At 70.2% G+C, this 17,590-nt stretch carries 15 protein-coding genes; 5 read left to right on the top strand and 10 right to left on the bottom strand.

The window, feature by feature from the left end; all coding sequences use genetic code 11:
- Window positions 1-142: 142 nt before the first annotated feature.
- Both ACQPZW_RS16270 and ACQPZW_RS16275 read right to left on the bottom strand, forming a co-directional pair.
- Window positions 143-928 carry an ABC transporter permease gene (locus ACQPZW_RS16270; RefSeq protein ID WP_433795715.1) on the bottom strand — a complete coding sequence of 262 codons (786 nt, stop codon included), beginning with the start codon at window positions 926-928 and terminating at the stop codon, window positions 143-145.
- Window positions 925-1,824, bottom strand: a complete 900-nt coding sequence (locus ACQPZW_RS16275) for an ABC transporter ATP-binding protein (protein ID WP_433795716.1) — start codon at window positions 1,822-1,824, stop codon at window positions 925-927. The genes ACQPZW_RS16270 and ACQPZW_RS16275 overlap by 4 nt, the downstream gene beginning before the upstream one ends.
- 137 nt (window positions 1,825-1,961) lie before the next feature.
- On the opposite strand from ACQPZW_RS16275, the gene ACQPZW_RS16280 reads away from it, so the two are divergent.
- Both ACQPZW_RS16280 and ACQPZW_RS16285 read left to right on the top strand, forming a co-directional pair.
- Entirely contained in the window at window positions 1,962-3,200 is a 1,239-nt protein-coding gene (locus tag ACQPZW_RS16280) for a sensor histidine kinase (RefSeq protein WP_433797555.1), read from the top strand.
- Between the two features lie 353 nt (window positions 3,201-3,553).
- Window positions 3,554-4,219: a response regulator transcription factor gene (locus ACQPZW_RS16285; RefSeq protein ID WP_433795717.1), complete on the top strand. Its 666-nt coding sequence runs from the start codon at window positions 3,554-3,556 to the stop codon at window positions 4,217-4,219.
- A gap of 60 nt (window positions 4,220-4,279) precedes the next feature.
- Here the strand turns inward: ACQPZW_RS16285 and ACQPZW_RS16290 are convergent, their stop codons facing one another.
- Together ACQPZW_RS16290 and ACQPZW_RS16295 are read right to left on the bottom strand one after the other, a co-directional pair.
- Complete coding sequence (locus tag ACQPZW_RS16290; RefSeq protein WP_433795718.1) at window positions 4,280-5,296, bottom strand: S66 family peptidase; 1,017 nt, start codon at window positions 5,294-5,296, stop codon at window positions 4,280-4,282.
- A gap of 31 nt (window positions 5,297-5,327) precedes the next feature.
- Window positions 5,328-5,594 carry a hypothetical protein gene (locus ACQPZW_RS16295; RefSeq protein WP_433795719.1) on the bottom strand — a complete coding sequence of 89 codons (267 nt, stop codon included), beginning with the start codon at window positions 5,592-5,594 and terminating at the stop codon, window positions 5,328-5,330.
- A 352-nt stretch (window positions 5,595-5,946) separates the two neighbouring features.
- Between ACQPZW_RS16295 and ACQPZW_RS16300 the strand changes: the two genes are divergently transcribed.
- Window positions 5,947-8,226: an APC family permease gene (locus tag ACQPZW_RS16300; protein WP_433795720.1), complete on the top strand. Its 2,280-nt coding sequence runs from the start codon at window positions 5,947-5,949 to the stop codon at window positions 8,224-8,226.
- A 141-nt stretch (window positions 8,227-8,367) separates the two neighbouring features.
- Here the strand turns inward: ACQPZW_RS16300 and ACQPZW_RS16305 are convergent, their stop codons facing one another.
- The 4 genes from ACQPZW_RS16305 to ACQPZW_RS16320 all read right to left on the bottom strand — a co-directional run bounded on the left by ACQPZW_RS16305 (window position 8,368) and on the right by ACQPZW_RS16320 (window position 11,724).
- The gene (locus tag ACQPZW_RS16305) at window positions 8,368-9,243 is read right to left on the bottom strand and encodes an SMI1/KNR4 family protein (protein ID WP_433795721.1); all 876 of its coding nucleotides are present in this window, start codon (window positions 9,241-9,243) and stop codon (window positions 8,368-8,370) included.
- 182 nt (window positions 9,244-9,425) lie between these two features.
- Window positions 9,426-9,701, bottom strand: coding sequence for a response regulator transcription factor (locus ACQPZW_RS16310; RefSeq protein WP_433795722.1), 276 nt, complete (start codon window positions 9,699-9,701; stop codon window positions 9,426-9,428).
- A 200-nt stretch (window positions 9,702-9,901) separates the two neighbouring features.
- Entirely contained in the window at window positions 9,902-10,909 is a 1,008-nt protein-coding gene (locus ACQPZW_RS16315; RefSeq protein ID WP_433795723.1) for a TerC family protein, read from the bottom strand.
- Window positions 10,910-10,956: 47 nt separating this feature from the next.
- Window positions 10,957-11,724, bottom strand: a complete 768-nt coding sequence (locus ACQPZW_RS16320; RefSeq protein ID WP_433795724.1) for a dioxygenase family protein — start codon at window positions 11,722-11,724, stop codon at window positions 10,957-10,959.
- Window positions 11,725-11,973: 249 nt separating this feature from the next.
- On the opposite strand from ACQPZW_RS16320, the gene iolB reads away from it, so the two are divergent.
- Together iolB and iolD are read left to right on the top strand one after the other, a co-directional pair.
- The gene (gene iolB, locus ACQPZW_RS16325; RefSeq protein ID WP_433795725.1) at window positions 11,974-12,864 is read left to right on the top strand and encodes a 5-deoxy-glucuronate isomerase; all 891 of its coding nucleotides are present in this window, start codon (window positions 11,974-11,976) and stop codon (window positions 12,862-12,864) included.
- Entirely contained in the window at window positions 12,861-14,744 is a 1,884-nt protein-coding gene (gene iolD, locus ACQPZW_RS16330; protein WP_433795726.1) for a 3D-(3,5/4)-trihydroxycyclohexane-1,2-dione acylhydrolase (decyclizing), read from the top strand. Before iolB ends, iolD begins: the two co-directional genes overlap by 4 nt.
- Before the next feature lie 90 nt (window positions 14,745-14,834).
- On the opposite strand, the gene ACQPZW_RS16335 is transcribed toward iolD, so the two are convergent.
- Together ACQPZW_RS16335 and ACQPZW_RS16340 are read right to left on the bottom strand one after the other, a co-directional pair.
- Window positions 14,835-16,811 (bottom strand): LysM peptidoglycan-binding domain-containing protein, encoded by a 1,977-nt coding sequence (locus tag ACQPZW_RS16335; RefSeq protein ID WP_433795727.1) that lies wholly within the window; start codon window positions 16,809-16,811, stop codon window positions 14,835-14,837.
- Between the two features lie 223 nt (window positions 16,812-17,034).
- The gene (locus tag ACQPZW_RS16340; protein ID WP_433795728.1) at window positions 17,035-17,577 is read right to left on the bottom strand and encodes a TetR/AcrR family transcriptional regulator; all 543 of its coding nucleotides are present in this window, start codon (window positions 17,575-17,577) and stop codon (window positions 17,035-17,037) included.
- Window positions 17,578-17,590: the final 13 nt, after the last annotated feature.

Below are 17,590 nucleotides of genomic sequence, written 5' to 3' on the forward strand. Positions count from 1 at the left end.
TCGGTGGCGCGGCCGACGCCGGCCCAGCAAATAACGGAATGCAAACGGTAATTGCCGCGAAGCTGGCAAATAGGGTACGCGTCACGTCTCGGGACGCTACCTCCGATCGTTGGATCATGACGCCAACACCGGCCGTTGTGGATCAGGAAACCTCCCGGCGGAGCACACGCACCGCCCCTAGGACCAGCGGGAGGACCACCCAGACCCCGACCGAGGCACCGAGCCGCGCCCATTCGCCGGAAGTCATGTCCGCCTCCGTCATCGCCTGCGAGGTCACATTGAGGTCCAGCCACTTCGACGCGTCGGCCAGCGCCCGGATGCTGCCGCCCAGGATCGACCACACCGTCGGCAGGGCGAAGAAGATGACGATCGCCAGCGGAGTGTTCAGCAACAGGGCGCCGAACGCGATGCCCATCAACACGAAGATCACCTGAAGCAGCAGGCTCTGCCAGATCAGCGAGGAGTCCAGGATCCACGAGCCGTCACCGCCCACGGCCGGCGCGATCAGGTTGGCCGCCGCGGCCAGGACCGCCGTGGCAGCCGTCGCGGCGACCGCGATCAGGGCGCCCGCGGCCACCTTTGCCAGCAGCACCCGGGCCCGTGCCGGCACCAGAGTGAAAGTCCCCAGTGCCGTCCGCTGCGACCACTCGCTGGTCACCGACAGGATCCCCAGCACCGGCAGCAGAACGGCCGACGGCATCAACCCGAACGTGTACAGCGCGGTGAACGTGATCTCGTTGTCGTCAGCCCAGCCCAGCAGGATCGCCGACGTCGCCACGGTGGCCAGGCCGATCACGATCAGCAGCCACATCCCGGCTCGGGTGTCGGCCAGTTTCCGCAGCTCGACCAAGGTCAGCCGGGCCATCGGCACGGGCGCGGCGGCAGTCGCCGGCACAGTGGTCGCCATGACGTCAGTGGTGGCGGTCATCGGTTCGCCCCTTCCGGCTCGGCGCCCGCGGTCAGGCGCAGGAACATCTCCTCGAGACCCCCGGCACCGGCCGGGCGCAGCTCCAGCAGCACCACCCCGGCCGCGGCGGCGGCCTGGCCGACGGTCTGCGGATCCGACGGCACGAGGACACTGCCGTCAGCCGAGCGGGTGCCGGTCAGCCCCATGCGCTGCAGCAGGGCATCCAGCGCCGCGGGATCGGTGGTGCGCACCATCGTCCCCGCTGCGCCGAGCAACTCCTCCTTGTCGCCCTGGGTGAGGATCCGGCCGTTGCCGATCACGACCAGCCGGTCGGCGACCACCTCCACCTCACGCAGCAGATGCGAGGAGAGAAGGACGGTGCCACCCCGGTCGGCGAAGCCGCGCAGCAACCCGCGCATCCAATGAATGCCCTCCGGGTCCAGACCGTTCGCGGGCTCGTCCAGCACCAGCACCGCCGGATCGCCGATCATCGCGTACGCCAGACCCAGCCGCTGCCGCATGCCCAGCGAATACGCCCGCACCCGCCGTTTCGCCGCCCTGTCGTCCAGCCCGACCCGGGCCAGCACATCCGGCACCCGTGCCGTGTCCAGCCCCATCGTGATCGCCGCCAGCGCCAGAACCTCACGCCCGGTACGGCCGGCGTGCTGAGCGGACGCATCGAGCAGCACACCGATGTGCCGTCCCGGGTTGCCGAGCCGCCGATACGGCACACCGGACACCGTCGCCCGGCCGGACGTCGGCGGGGTCAGACCGCAGATCATCCGCAGCGTGGTGGACTTCCCGGCGCCGTTCGGGCCGAGGAAGCCCGTCACCGTCCCCGGCGCGCAGGCGAACGACACGTCGTCCACGGCGCGCTGTGGCCCGTACATCTTGGTCAAGCTCTCCACCGCAATCATGCGACCCAGCGTGAGCGAGAAGCGGCGCTCGCCGCGTCGGCCGGAAGTCGACGGCGGGAAACCTTGGTATATGCGAAGCATCGACTTTGGTCGGTACCGGGCGGTGGCCGCCCGCCCGTAGAGTCGACGGCGTGGGAATGCCGTCGCCGGAGTATCGCTGGTTGTGGCCGTCCGCGCTGGCCGCGGACCCGGCCGGGCCGCTCGCCGCGCGCCGGTCCACCCGTGACTGGGTCGTCGACAGCCTCTGTTTCCTGCTCGGTGCCGGCTGCACCGTCTGGATCACCGTCGAGCTGCTCGACCTCGGCTCCTCGACGATACAGACGTGGGGGGCCGCACCCACGTGGCTCGTCCTCACCGACGCCGTGGTCGGCGCGATCGCCGCCGTCGGCCTGTGGTGGCGGCGCCGGTTCCTGGCCGTGCTGGCCGTCTGTCTGGTGCTGCTGACGACGTTCTCGCTGACCAGCGCCGTGACCGGGCTGATCGTCGTGTTCACCGTCGGCGTGCATCGGCGGTTCGCGGTCCTGGCCGGTTATGCCGCAGCCGTCCTCGCTGCCAACGCCGTCTTCCCCCTGCTGCGCCCGGACTCCGCGGTCGGCTATGCGGAAGCGTTCGGCTGGGGCGCGACCACGACCGTCATCGCGGCCCTGTGGGGCATGCTCGTTCGCGGTCGCCGGCAACTCATCGTCACCTGGCGTGACCGGGCTGAGCGAGCCGAGGCTGAGCAGCGGTTGCGGGTCGCCCAGGCGCGGGTGCTCGAGCGGACCAGGATCGCCCGGGAGATGCACGACGTCCTCGCCCACCGGATATCCCTGCTCAGCCTGCACGCCGGCGCCCTCGAGTTCCGCCCTGGCGCGCCACCGGAGGAGATCGCCGGAGCCGCTGCCGTGGTGCGATCCAGCGCCCATCAGGCTCTGCAGGACCTACGGGCAGTGATCGGCGTGCTGCGCACCGGTCAGCCGGAGGACGAGCAGACCCCGGAACGACCACAACCCACCCTCAGCGCGCTGCCGGCGCTCGCCGACGAGTCGCGGTCCGCCGGCATCCGGGTCCGGTTGGAGATCGCCCCCGCGCCGGAGACGGTCCCCGCGGCGACCGGCCGTGCGGCGTACCGGATCGTGCAGGAGGGCCTCACCAACGCCCGCAAGCACGCGCCGGGAGTCGCCGTGCGCGTCGCCGTCGGTGGCGTGGCCGGTGATGGTCTGACCATCGAGGTCCGCAATCCGATACCGGTCACCGTTCCGGCCCGGCCCATCCCCGGCACCGGCATGGGCTTGATCGGCCTCACCGAGCGGGCTCACCTCGCCGGCGGACGCCTCGATCACGGCCGTGTCGACGACGACTTCGTGCTCACCGCCTGGCTGCCATGGCCGGCTTGATCGCCGCGGCGGGAAGGACCTCGGCGGTTGGCCCGCCGCGTGGCTGTCCCGGCCTGCGGCGGAAAGGCTGCGGCGATGCGGCGACGGGATGGGCTGCGACGATGCGGCGGCACGGGCTGGGGCGACGCGGCGACGGAATGGACCGGAAGGACACGGCGGCGCGGTGAGCTGGGGGGACGCGGCGGCGGAATGGACCGGAAGGACACGGCGGCGTAGTGGGCTAGGGCGACAAGGCGGCGGGATGGGCTGGGGCGACGCGGCAGCGGCACGGGCCTGGGAAACGGTGGCGGAAAGGACTGGGACGACATGGTGGTGGAGGGCAGCGGGATGACGTGGCGACGCGAAGGATCGGGATGACCACGGTTCGGGTGTTGATCGTGGACGACGACCCGCTGGTGCGGGCCGGACTGTCGATGATCCTGTCCGGTGACGGGGACGTCAGCGTGGTCGGCCACGCAGCCGACGGAGCCGAGGTGCCCGAGGCGGTCGCCAGGCATCAGCCCGACGTCGTGCTCATGGACATCCGCATGCCCGGAGTCGACGGCCTGGTCGCCACCGAGGTGCTACGCCGCCGGCCAGGTGCCCCCGAGGTGCTGGTGCTCACCACGTTCGACGCTGACGAGTTCGTGCTGCGGGCGTTGCGGGCCGGGGCTGCCGGGTTCCTGCTCAAGGACACGCCGCCCGGCCAGATCCGTGACGCGGTGCTGCGCGTCGCCCAGGGCGAGGCCGCTCTGTCACCGAGCATCACCCGGCAGTTGATCGCCCACGTCGCCGCCGGCTCGTCACCCGCCCCCGGCCCGGACCGCGGCCACGCCCAGGCGCTGCTGGCCCCGCTGAGCGCCCGGGAACGTGAGGTCGCCCTCGCCGTCGCGCAGGGCCGCTCCAACGCGGAGATCTCCACCGAGCTGCACATGTCGGTGGCGACGGTGAAGGCCCACGTCTCCCGAGTGCTCACCAAGCTGGATCTGAACAACCGGGTGCAGGTGGCGCTGCTCGTCCACGACGCGGGCCTAGCGTGACGCTCAGTCCGGAGCCTGACGCTCAGTCCGGAGCCTGACGCTGAGTCCAGAGCCTGACGCTCAGTCCAGAGTCTGGGTGATCTCGGCGCGATCGGCGGTCAGCAGGAGCCGGCCGCGGGCGCCGTTGACCAGGGGGAGGTAGGGCGCGACATGCCCGCATTCGACGTCGGCGACGATCGGCACGCCCAGGCCGCCGAGCGCGTCGAGGACTGCCTCGGTCTGGGTCAGGGCGCTGGTCGGCGGCGCGGCGGTCCGGCCCACAATCACCGCGTTGGCGTTGTCGAAGAAGCCGTTCAGTCGCATCCCGTGCAGGTTCCGGCAGATCGTCGCCGCGTCGTCACCGGCGGCTTCGACGTAGACGAGCGACCCCTCCGGGGCGAAACCGGACGTGTCGGCGTAGCGGGTGCCGGCCAGGTTGCACAGTGTCTCGATGCACCCGCCGATCAGCCGGCCCTGGACGTCGACGTCGCCGGGCCCGTCCAGCCTGGTCCAGCCGCCCGCGGCGTCCAGGTCGAACTCGTCGACCTCGGGGTTCGTCCGGTAGTCGACCCAGCCCTTCTCCCGGTAACGGCCGGGTGGGGTCTGGGTGAACGTGTCCCCGGGCGCCATCGCCACGATGTCCAGCCAGGACAGCAGACCGGCGGGCGGACGGTACGGGGTGTCCATGAGGTTGTTGCCGTGCACCGTGGCGACCCCGGTGAGCAGCGTCAACGGCGTGATGACGGTGGCCATGTCGGAGTATCCGACGAGCCACGTCGGCTCGGCCGCGCCGATGGCGTCCCAGTCGAGCAGCGGCATGAGATCGATCGCGGTCTCGCCACCCCACGGTGGCACGACGGCCTTGATCGCCGGGTCCGTCAGCATCCGGGTCAGCTCGGCGGCGCGCTGCGGGGCCGGGGCGCTCACGTGCCGGGCCCCGTCCATGCAGTCCCCGACGACGACCTGGTAACCGTGGCTCTGCACGGTCTCGACCGCGACCTGCAGACGTCGCTGCATGCTCTCGTCGACGCCGCTGGACGGCGAGGTCACGCCGACGAGATCGCCGGGGCGCAGCGGAGAGGGATACCTGATCGTCATTTCAGGGATCATGGCACAGGCGGCCGCGCGCTCACTCGAAGAGGGAGTGCTTGCGGCCGGCTTCATCCCGTGCCCGGGCGCGGCGGCGCAACTGGATCACGACGATGTCGGCGGCGGCGGCCACCGACCATGCGGCAAGCAGCCATCCGGGGACGGTCCAGCCGGCCCGGAACAGCAGCGCCGCCAGGATCGCGCACACGACCATGCCGAACAGCGCAAGGGCCAGCCGCAGGTTGAGGGGGCTGTAGGGCTCCTCGACCGTGCCGCGGCGACCGCGAGGTTGCGCTCCGAGTGGCATCCCGGGAACGTACCCCACCAGTCGGCGCCGAAACGAACGAAGGCCCGTCTGCCGAACCGAGCGAAGGCCCGGCGGGAATCGAGCGAGGGCCCGGCCGGCGGAACCAGCGAAGGCCTGGCGGCGAACCGAGCGAGGGCCCGACCGGCGAACCGAGCGAAGGCCCGCCGCCGAAACGAACGATGGCCCGGCGGCGCGGCGGCACAGACGAAGGGCAGCGGCGAGTGGCGCAGTCGAGGGACGGCACCGAAGGGTGCGGGCGAGGTGACGGACCGACACCCGTGCGGGGACATCGGAAACGTCCGACGGCGCCGGAACGAGCGCCACCGGAAGATCCAATTCACCCGAACCATTCATGATCGACATTTTTCTATATCGTTTTACCCGTCGTGAGGGCCATGATGGAGGCCGGTCATCGATTCAGAGTCGATTCGACACGGGAGGCGCCATGTCCCAACCGGAAAGGAAGCTCGGCACCTGGCCGATCTTCGTGATCGCGGTCTCCGCGATGACTCCGCTCACCGTTGTCGCCGGGGCGCTGCCGCTCGGCTACGGCGAGGTGGGGGAGAAGGGTATTCCGGTGGCGTACATGCTGGTCGCCGCCGTGCTGGGAGTCTTCGCGGTGGGGCTCGCCGCGATGGCCAGGCACGTCCCCAACAGCGGCGCCTTCTACGCGTATGCATCGATCGGCATCTCCCGTCCGGTCGGTGTGGGCACCGCGTTCGTGGCGCTGGTCGCCTACAACGCGATGCAGATCGGTCTGTACGGCGCTTTCGGCGTGGCCACCCACAACGCATTGTCGATCTTCGGCATCGAGATCTCGTGGATCATCTGCGCGTTGATCGGCTGGGCCTTGATCGCGTTTCTCGGCCGTCTCGACATCGATCTCAACGCCCGCATCCTCACCGTCCTGGTCTGCGCCGAGGTCCTCATTGTTCTGATCTTCGATGCCGTGATGATCGGAAATCCGTACGGGGGGACGATCACTTTCGACACCCTCAACCCGGGACTGATCGCGACGGCGGGCGGCGTTTCGCTGTTGGTCGCCGCGATCGCCGGCATGGTCGGGTTCGAGGCGCCCCTGGTCTATGCGGCCGAGGCCCGTGATCCGCGCCGCACGATCGCCCGTGCCATCGGTTTCACGCTGCTGGTGGCGGCGTTCCTCTACGGTGGCACGGCATGGGCGATGTCGGTCGTCGCCGGCCCCGACAACATCGTCGCGATCGCCGGGCAGCACCTCGACGACCTGTTCTTCTTCCTGCCCGACCCGTATCTTCCGGCGGTCCTCGTCGACCTCGGCCGCATCTTCTTCGCGACGAGCCTGTTCGCCGCGATGCTCGCCTTCCACCACACCGTCGCCCGCTACGCGCTGACCGTGGCCCGCGAGGGTGTGCTGCCATCCGCCCTGGCCCGCACCCGTGACGGCGTGCCGGTCGCCGCCTCGACCGCCCAGTCCGCGCTGGCCGTCGTCGTGCTGATCGTCTTCGCGATCGCGACGTGGGACCCGACGACCGACCTCTTCTTCTTCGGCACCGTCTCCGGCGGCCTCGGCGTCCTCGTGCTGATGACCATCGCCGCCGTCGCGGTGGTCCGTTTCTTCCGCCGCGGCGAGCATGGAGAGACACGCTGGCGCCGCGCGATCGCCCCGTGGATCTCGGTGGTCTTCCTCTCCGTGGTGCTGCTGCTCACGGTGGCGTTCTTCAGCGTCCTGCTGGGCACCGACAACATCGCCAAGATCTGGTCGCCGATCCTGTCGTTCCTGGCCGCGCTGATCGCCGGCATCGTCTGGGGCCGCAAGCTCCGACGGGAGCGCCCCGACGTCTACGCCGTGATCGGTACCGGTCACCCACCCCTGGCCCCGGGCGAGTCCGCGCCCCCGGTGATCACCGACGAGCCCACGACCGCGACGACGGGCGAGCCCACGACCGCGACGACGGGCGAGCCCACCACCGCCGAGACCGCCGACAGCAGCGCCTCCACGATCGTCAGGGAGAAGCCCGCCCCGACGAAAGCCGACGACGCCCCGGTCGCAGAAGCCACGCGCCCCGAAAGCACCGCCGACGCCCCAGTTGTTGAAGCCACGCGCCCCGAAAGCGCCGTCGACACCGCGGTTGTAGAAGCCACAAACCCCGAAAGCGCCGCCGACGCCCCGGTCGCTGAAGCGACGCCTCCCGGAAGAGCTGCCGTCGATCCCGCCGGCGTGACGGCCGAAAGTGATCGCAACACGGCGGACACGGACACGCCCGGCGCGCCGACGGCCGCCGTCGACGAGAGCGACGTGACGACTCCGGGCGAGACGACGAGCGGCGAGCAGCGCTTGTCCGATTCCACAGACGGCAACGGGGGTACGCCCGAGGCGCCCCGCCCAGCGCCGGCACCCCGCAAACGTGCCCCCGCCAGGCCGAGCACTCGCCGCGGAGCCACCCCCGGCGACCAGAGCCCGTCATCGAACGGCGCCGCCGACACCCCGGACCCCGCACCACCCGCCGCCGGCACTCCAGAACCCGTGCCACCCGCCGCCGAGACCTCGGCTCCGCGTCCTCGCACCGCCCGGCGCCCGGCCCCGCGCCCGCGCCGCCCGCAGGCGTCCGACTCCGCGGTTCCTGCCGAGTCGGAGGCTCCCGAAGAGCGCTGACTCCGCCGCCCGGCCCGGACCGCTGCCCACGGTCCGTGCCGGCGTGGGTGAGCGATCACTGTCAGCCGATGGCGGCCGCGGGCCGTCGTCCTGGCGGAGATCGCAGCACACAGCACCCCCTGGGGGCCGTGCCCGAATCGGTCAGCGGCCGTAGGAGTGTGGACCGCCGAGCCAACGGCTCAGATACTCGGACTGGATGGCGCCGGTCAGCAGCCCGGCCAGCGCGTCAGCGAATCCGGTCTCGTACCGCTCCCACAGCGGCCCCCGCTCCTTGAACACCACGGTCCAGTCGTCGGCGGCCGTACCGGGCTTGACGTGCCAGAAGAGGAAATCGCCGTTCCCGGTGTGCCCCCAGGAGATCAGGTCGTCGCCGGGCTCGAACCATGTGGGGATGTCGTCGCGGTCGCTGGTCCAGTGCGACACGTCGCCCAGATGCAGGCCGCGGCGCCAGTTGCCCGGCCCGAAGAACTCCGCGCCGACGCACTCGTGCGCGTAGGAGTGGTGCTCGATCAGGTCGGCCCACTTCTCGGCCGCGCCGGGGGCGCACACGTGGAGGTGCTCGTCGACCGATCCGGGGCCGTAGGCGTCGATGAAGGCCCGGTAGTCGCCGGGCAGTGTGACGCCTAGCTCGGTCTCGGCGATCGGCCAGTCCCTGTCGTTCCCGGCGTGATCGGCCGTGGGGGCCAGGCCCAGGATGTCGGCCAGGTGCGCGGCGGCCTCGGCCGGTGCCCGGCGTGTCTCGGTGCGGTCCGCGACGGTGCGCTCGCCGGAGACGATGTCGTCATCCCGGAGCAGTTCACCGCCGGCGCCGCGGACGATGGCGTACGACTCGGTGAGTTCCACGACGACCAGGTCCACGTCGCGTCGCCGCCGGCCGGACTCTTTGCAGGCGAGGCTGAATCGTTCACCCTGCTGTGGCCAGTGCCGCGGGTGATAGTCCGGCTCGCCCTCCAGTCGCCACCCGCCCGGGACGGCCTCGACGGATTCGACGGAGAAGGCGAAACGCTCGATACGCACGCCCGTATCGTGCACGCGCTGCGGGACGCGGCTTGTACCCGCCCAACAGTGACCGCGGGTGCCCGGGCGTCCGGGCACCCGCGGTCGGTTGCGGGGGAGCGGCCGGCGGATCTACGGCGAGGAGGATGCGGCCGGCCGGCGGTGGGTGTCGGCGTTGGCGGGGATGAGTGGCGGTTGGGGAGTCATCGCAGCATCCCTGCTCGGAACGCCTGTGCGACCGCATGCGCGCGGTCGTTGGCGTCGAGTTTGCGGAACACCTTCTTCAGGTGGCTGTGAATGGTCGCCGGGCTCAGGTAGAGGACGGCGCCGATCTGCTTGTTGGTTTTGCCGTGCGACACCAGGGTGAGGACTTGGACTTCACGATCGGTGAGTTCGCTCGACGGGCGGGACCGGCGCGGCGCGGTCCGGAATGCATCATTCATGAAGATCGTTTTCCCGCTGCCTGCGTCAGCGCGCAACCGATCATCGGTAACGGTTGTGGTTGGCACACTCGCCCAACGCTCGGCTGCGGTTGCAGGATGTGACGAGCGGTTGTCGGGTTGTCCGGATGATCACGGACGGTGCCGGAGGGTGTCCTGGTGGTAGCGGGGCGTGTGGCCGTACCCGGGAAAGAGAAGTGAGGGCGCGGGGGCCGCCTGCGGCGACCCCCGCGTGGTGGTCAGTTGTCGGCGTGCTGCTGGTCGGTGGGCTTGGCGCGGAGGCTGCCGGGGTGGGCCTTCAGCGACGGGTCGCGGCTGGATTTGATCAGGCTGGCAACCGTCGTGATGATCAGGATGCCGATGATGACCGCGAGTGAGACCGGCGTGGCCACCTCGGGGACCGACGCGCTGATGTCCTTGTGCGCCCAGTGCAGCACCAGCTTGACGCCGATGAAGGCGAGGATCAGCGACAGGCCCGTGGAGAGGTAGACGAGCCGGTCCAGCAGGCCCTTGACCAGGAAGAACAGGGCACGCAGGCCGAGCAGGGCGAAGGCGTTGGCGACGAAGACGATGTACGCCGACTCGGTCACGCCGAACACCGCGGGGATCGAGTCGAGGGCGAACAGCAGGTCGGTGCCGCCGATCGCGAGGAGCACCAGGAACAACGGCGTGAACATGCGCTTGCCGTCGACCCGGGTGACCATCTTGCCCTCGACGTAGTCGTCGGTCACCGGCAGGAAGCGGCGGCCGGCTTTGACCAGCGCGTTCTCGCCGACATCGGGATCCTCGTCACGGTGCCGGAACAGTTGCACCGCGGTGAAGAGCAGGATCGCGCCGAAGACCAGGAACATGAACGAGAACGCGCTGAGCAGCGCGGCGCCGAGCGCGATGAAGATCACCCGCAGGATCAGCGCGATGATGATGCCGAAGGTGAGCACCTCTTGCTGGTATTTCTCGGGCACCGCGAACGTGGTCATGATGATGACGAAGACGAAGAGATTGTCGACCGACAGGCTCTTCTCGACGATGTAGCCGGCGAAATACTCGGTGCCGAAGCCCCAGCCGTAGACATTCCCGAAGACGATGCCGAAGACGATGGCGACGGCGATGTAGAAGATCGACCAGCCGGCGGCCTCGCGAAAGCCGACGACGTGTGGACGGAGCACCCCGAGAGTCAAATCGAGGGCGAGCAGGGCGACGATGACACCGATGGTGACGATCCACCCGAGCGCGGAGACCTCAAGCATGCTTCACAGGATCTCCAAAGTTTCTGCAAACATCCTGAGAAGCGGCCTTATCCGACCAGGAAGGAACGTTTCGCGAGACCCATCCAGAAGCCCTCGATCGGCTGAGTGGGCGTCTGGGCCGGGTCCTCGGATGCACCGAGAGTGAGGAACATCGGCGCGAAGTGCTCGATGGTCGGGTGCGCGTAGGGCATGCCGGGGGCGCGGTCGCGGAAGTCGGCGAGCTCGTCGACGGCGCCGCGGGCCAGGGTCTCGGCGGCCCATGCGTCGAACTCGCGGGACCAGCCGGGCGCGGCCGCGTCGGGGCGCCAGTCGCGCAGGAACGGCAGGCCGTGGGTGGTGAAGCCGGATCCGATGATCAGGACGCCCTCGTCGCGCAGCGGGGCGAGCCGGCGGCCCAGGTCGAGCAGCGCGTCGGGCTCGAGGGTGGGCAGTGACATCTGCAGGACGGGGATGTCGGCGTCGGGGTACATGACGGTCAGTGGCACATACGCGCCGTGGTCGAGCCCGCGGTCGGTCTGGGCGACGGTCCGGTGATCGGGCATGAGCTTGCGCACCGACTCGGCCAGGTCCGGTGCCCCGGGCGCCCGATACTGCACCTCGTAGTAGCGCTGGGCGAAGCCGCCGAAGTCGTAGACGAGCGGGACGGTGGAGGTGGCGCCGAGCATCAGTGGAGCGGACTCCCAGTGGGCCGAGGCGACGAGGATCGCTTTCGGTCGCGGAAGGCCGGCGGCGAGCTCCTGCAGCTGCGCGACCCAGGTGGGGTCGTCGACCAGCGGCGGGGCGCCGTGGCTGAGGAACAGGGCGGGCATCCGCATGGCAACCTCCGTTGAAGCTTCAACTATTTCTGAGGCAAGCGTACGCCGTATTAGTTGACTGTGCAACTAAACCCGGTATTGACGCGGACGTGGCCACGTAATTACATCGAAACCAGGCCCGAACCCAGCGTCGCCGGTCCATCACTGCTGGGTGCCCCAGGCGAAGGGACCGCGCATGACCCCTCGAGGCGGCGATGCGCTCCGTCAGCGTTGCCGGAGCGATCGCCGCCTCGCGGCAGATGCCCGCCGATGACGGCCCGGGTCAACCCGCTCGTCCCGCGTGGCAGCTCGGCCGAACGGCCCTTCGACGTCGTGGTCACCCCGGAGAACGCCGGCTGGCACTACAGCGGCCTGCGCGTGGTGCACCTGCCGGTCGGCGGCCGCGTCCGTTTCCCCACCGGCTGCGACGAGATGCTGGTCCTGCCCCTGTCCGGCGGCTGCGACGTGGCCTGCGACGACGAGCGCCTCACCCTGACCGGCCGCCGGTCGGTCTTCTCCCGCGTCACCGACTTCGCCTACCTGCCCCGCCGGACACAGGTGACGCTGCGCGCCCCGAACGGGGGACGGTTCGCGCTGCCGGCCGCCCGCGCCGACCGGACCCTGCCGTTCCGCTACGGTCCGGCCGAGGACGTCCCGGTGCGGCTGCGCGGCGCGGGGCAGGCCAGCCGTCAGGTGAACGACTTCTGCGCCCCGGACTCGTTCGAGACCGACCGGCTGATCGCCCGCGAGGTGCTCACCCCGGGCGGGAACTGGTCGTCCTACCCGCCGCACAAGCACGACGAGCAGGGCGACGGCGAGAGCTGCCTGGAGGAGATCTACTACTTCGAGGTGGCCGCCTCCCCGGCGGGTGGTCACGGCTGCGGATACCACCGGGTGTACGGCCACCCGGATCGCCCCATCGACGTGTGCGCCGAGGTGCGCAGCGGCGACGTCGTGCTCGTCCCGTACGGCTGGCACGGCCCGTCGATGGCCGCGCCCGGCTACGACCTGTACCACCTGAACGTGATGGCCGGCCCCGGAGAGCGGCGCCGGCTGGTCCGTGACGACCCGGCCCACGGCTGGGTCCGCGGGCGCTGGGCCGCCGAGCGGGTCGATTCCCGGCTGCCACTCACCTCGATCCGCGAAAAGAGGCGACCGTGAAACAGCGGCTCACTGTCGGACAGGCGGTGGTGCGTTTCCTGGCGAGCCAATGGACCGAACGCGACGGCGTCGAGCAGCGCGCGGTGGCCGGCTTCCTCGGCATCCTCGGGCACGGCAACGTGGCCGGAATCGGTCAGGCGCTGTTACAGGCACAGCGCACCGGCGCGCCCGACATGCCGTTCCGGCTGGCCCGCAACGAGCAGGCCATGGTGCACACGGCCGTCGGATACACCCGGATGCGCAACCGGCTGTCGACGATGGCGTGCACCGCCTCGGTCGGTCCCGGCTCGACGAACATGCTCACCGGCGCGGCACTGGCGACGGTGAATCGCCTGCCCGTGCTGCTGCTCCCGTCGGACGTCTTCGCCTCCCGCGCGAGCAGCCCGGTCCTGCAGGAGTTGGAGGACCCGCGGGCCGGCGACGTCTCGGTCAACGACGCCTTCCGGCCGCTGTCACGGTTCTTCGACCGCCTCCAACGGCCCGAGCAACTCCCGTCCGCGCTGCTCAGCGCCATGCGGGTCCTCACCGATCCGGTGGAGACCGGGGCGGTCACCCTCTGCCTACCCCAGGATCTTCAGACGGAGGCGTACGACTTCCCGGACGAGCTGTTCGTGAAAAGGGTGTGGCACGTGCCCCGCCAGGCGCCGGATCCGCTGTCCGTGGAGCGGGCTGCGGCCGTGATCCGGGGCGCGCAACGGCCGCTGATCATCGCGGGTGGGGGAGTGATCTACTCCGAGGCGTCGGCCGCCCTCGACCGGTTCGCCCGTGAGACCGGCATCCCGGTGGCCGACACCCAGGCCGGCAAGGGCGCGCTCGACTGGGACCACCCGAACGCGGTCGGCGGGGTCGGCGCGACCGGCAACCCGGTGGCCAACCGGCTGGCCCGCCACGCCGACGTGGTGATCGGCGTCGGCACCCGCTACAGCGACTTCACCACGGCGTCGCGGACCGCGTTCCAGCGGCCGGACGTACGGTTCGTCAATCTCAACGTGACCGGTTTCGACGCCGGGAAACTGTCCGCGCTGCCGCTGGTCGGCGATGCCCGCGCCGGACTGAGCGCGCTGCTGCCCGCCCTGCACGGCCGCCGTTTCACCGGTGACTTCCACGACGACGTGGCAGCCTGGCGGGCGGCGGTCGACCATGCGTGCCGGGGCCGTGGCACACCGGGGGAGCTGCCCACCCAGGCCGAGGTGATCGGCGTGGTCAACGAGGCGTGCGGCGCCCGGGACGTGGTCGTGCAGGCGGCCGGCAGCCTGCCCGGGGACCTGCAGCGGCTGTGGCGGGCCCGCGACCCGAAGCAGTACCACGTCGAGTACGGCTACTCCTGCATGGGATTCGAGATCGCCGGCGCGCTCGGCATCAAACTGGCCGAACCCGGCCGCGAGGTGTTCGCCCTGGTCGGCGACGGGTCGTACCTGATGATGGCGCAGGAGATCGTCACCGCCGTCGCCGAGGGCGTCAAACTCATCGTGATCATCGTGGAGAACCACGGATTCGCGTCCATCGGCGGGCTCTCCGAGCAGGTCGGGTCGCAGCGGTTCGGGACCGAGTACCGGTACCGCAACCAGCGCAGCGGCGACTACGACGGCCCGCGCCTGCCGGTCGATCTGGCCGCCAACGCCGAGAGCCTGGGCGCGTCGGTGATCCGCTGCCGGGGGATCACCGACCTGGTCGAGGGCATCAAGCAGGCGCGCGAGGCGGAACGGCTGACCGTGCTGCACATCGAGACCGACCCGGGCCCCTCCGCACCCGCGTCCGAGTCGTGGTGGGAGGTGCCCGTCGCCGAGGTGGCCACGCTGCACAGCACCCGGGACGCGCGGGCGGAATACCTGGCGGGGAAACGGGACCAGCGGCACCATCTGCGGCCGGGGGGAGCCTGACCGCGGCCAGCCGCCGGGCCGCCGCCGGGTGATGACTCCCCGGATCGGCGGCCCGCGCCTGCTGCCCGCTGCTCTGATCAGCGGGCCTCTCTAGTGAGGCAGGACCAGGATCTGGCCCGGGAAGATGCGGTCCGGGTCGGAGATGACGTCGCGGTTGAGGGTGAAGATGTCACGCCAGCGGTTCTCGGCGCCGAGTTGCTCGCGGGCGATCCTGGACAGTGAGTCGCCGGCCTTGACCGTGTACAGCCTCGGGACCGGGCCGGTCGGCTGGGCCGGCGGCAGGAACAGCACCTGGCCGGGGAAGATCCGGCTCGGGTTCTGGATGGTGGCCCGGTTGAGCACGAAGATCTCCGGCCAGCGGGCCTCGTTGCCCAGCTGCTCCCGGGAGATCTTGGCGAGACTGTCGCCACGCTGCACCGTGTACGTGCGCGGCGACTGACCGCCCGGCAACACCCCGGCCAGGCGCAACAGGTCGGCCAGCTCGAACGTGCCCGGTTTCTCCGACGGCAGGGTCGGCCGCCAGCCCGGCTGCTTGAGGATCGAGTCCTCGCTGCGGCGGACCAGGCCGACCAGCACCTCGGCCACGATCGTGCTGCCGACCGGGCCCAGGTGGGCGCCGTCGTGCAGGGCCTTCGCCTCGGCCAGCACGTAATACCAGAGCGGCGTACGGGTCAGGAACTCGCTCTCGTCCAGGGCGGCGCGCTGGGCGTCGTTGCCCGCCGCCCGGCGGATCTGGTCCTTGCTGAGCACCGGCACGCCGAGCAGGTCGGCGACCGCCTGACCGGTGGGCAGCCGCAGCCGGTAGCCGCGCAGCAGGTTGCGCACCGCCAGCCGGCCCGCGTCGGCCGGCGCCTCCGGCTCGCCCGTCGTCTTCTTCAGCCGGAACAGCGCCCCGCCGTTGAGCGACGCCAGCCTCGTGTCGATCTTGCGGGTCTTCATCACGCCGTCGCCCGAGCCGACGATGTTCTGCCATTCGATGATCCAGTTCTCCGGCAGGCTGTCGGCCGGCTCCAGGTCGATGTCCTCACCCAGTTGGCCGCTCAGCGCGGTGAACACGAACAGCAGGTCCAGGCTGCCGGGCGGGCGGGTGTCGGCCCGGAAATTGGAGTTGAAGTTGTAGAGGCTACGGACCATCGAATGCCCGAAACGGTACGCCGCGACGGCGAACTCGATAGGCATGAAGAACGGCTCGGCGTGCGGGTTGAACCATTTGTTCCCGTGCACCACGACGTCGTCGACGATCTTCTTGTCGGCGATCTTCTTGAGGAAGTCCTGCACCACGATGTGCTGATAGTGCTGGCGCAGCACCCGGCGGGCGTCACGGAACGGCAGACCCTGGTCGATCAGTTTGTTGTGCGCTTTCAGGAATGCCACGTGCAGCTGCGAGATGATCGTGTTCTCGTCGTTGCGGGGGTCGCCGATCAGTGCCGCCCGGTCGAACTTCGGATCGGCGTCGCGCGGCTCGCGGGGCAGGTCGTTGTCGTCGCCCTTGCCCTTCGGCCGGGCCAGGGGCGGCCGATTCGGGTTGGGCGGATCCTGCAGCGTGATCTCGTGGACCTTGCCGATCAGCATCCGGTCGTGGTTGTCCGGGTCGCGCGGGGCGGGCGGGCCGTAGAGGCTGTCCAGGTCCAGTTGGGCGGTCCGCTGGTTGCGCAGCACCCGGCGGATCTGGTCCGGCGACAGCGGCGTCATCCCCGGGTCGAGCAGCACCGCCATGTCACCGGACCCGAGGCCCGCCCTCTTGTCGTCGACCTCGAGAGTGATGTCGTGGTCGATGAACTGGCCGAGGTAGGTGTAGGCGGCCGGGATCGGGCTGTCGTCCTGCCCCTCTTCGTCGGTCATCGCCTGACCGAGCCGCTTCAGCTTGGCGGGCGTGTCCGGTAACCGTGGCAGCAGGTTCGCCTCGTCCTCCTGCAAGGTCGGGAAGAGCAGGTCGAACGGATGGGTGGCCACCGGCGGCGCCAGAGCGAACGCCAGTGGGGAGCGGGCGGCGAACTCGGCGAGCTCCCGTTTCGCCTTGTCGATGTCTTCGTCGGAGATCGATCGGCCGTGTCCGAGACGAGGCATGTTGATTACCTACGCTTTCGTTAGCCTGGATTCGGCGCATTCTGCGCATGGTGGATCGCGAGATGGCTGAATCGTTCGGTGTCTCTCAGCGGCCACCCTAGGCAGCGGGCGCGGACGGCGAAGACAACTGCCCGACACATGGCGGCGCTGTTGTTGGCAGATAGCGCTGTTGTTGGCAAATGGTCCGGCATCAGCCCGTGTCAGGCGATCCCCCGCGCGGGGGTCAGTGCGTGCGTAAACCGTCGAACGCGAGATCGGAAACTGTGTCGGCAATCGAATCGGGGACACCGCGATCCGGTTTGTACCATTCGATCAGCGAATTCACCATGCCGAAGATCAGGCGGGCCGCGGTGGCGGCATCCACGTCGGCGCGCACGCCACCCTCGGCCTGCGCCTGTTTCATCAGGTCGGTGACGATCCGGTCGAAGGCTCGGCGGCGGTCCACGGCGTGCTGCTCGGCCACCGTGTTGCCGTGCACCCGCAACATCAGGGTGACGAACTCCAGGCGCTCGGCGAGCACCAGGACGCTGCGCCGGATCAGGCGCCTCAGGCGTACGGTCGCGGGGTCCGGGCTGTCCAGCGCCTCCCGCGCGGCCTCCTCCAGCGCGCCGAGCGCCTGGTCCACGGCCATCGTCAGCAACTGCTCCTTGCTGCTGACATGGTGATAGAGCGTCGACTTGGTGATCCCGAGCGACTCGGCGATGTCGAACATGCTGGTCGCGTCGTAACCATGGGTGTTGAACAGCCGGACGGCGGCGGTCAGCACCGCGCCCTGATCA

The sequence above is a fragment of the Actinoplanes sp. CA-252034 genome (assembly GCF_050956125.1).
Taxonomy (GTDB): Bacteria; Actinomycetota; Actinomycetes; order Mycobacteriales; family Micromonosporaceae; genus Actinoplanes.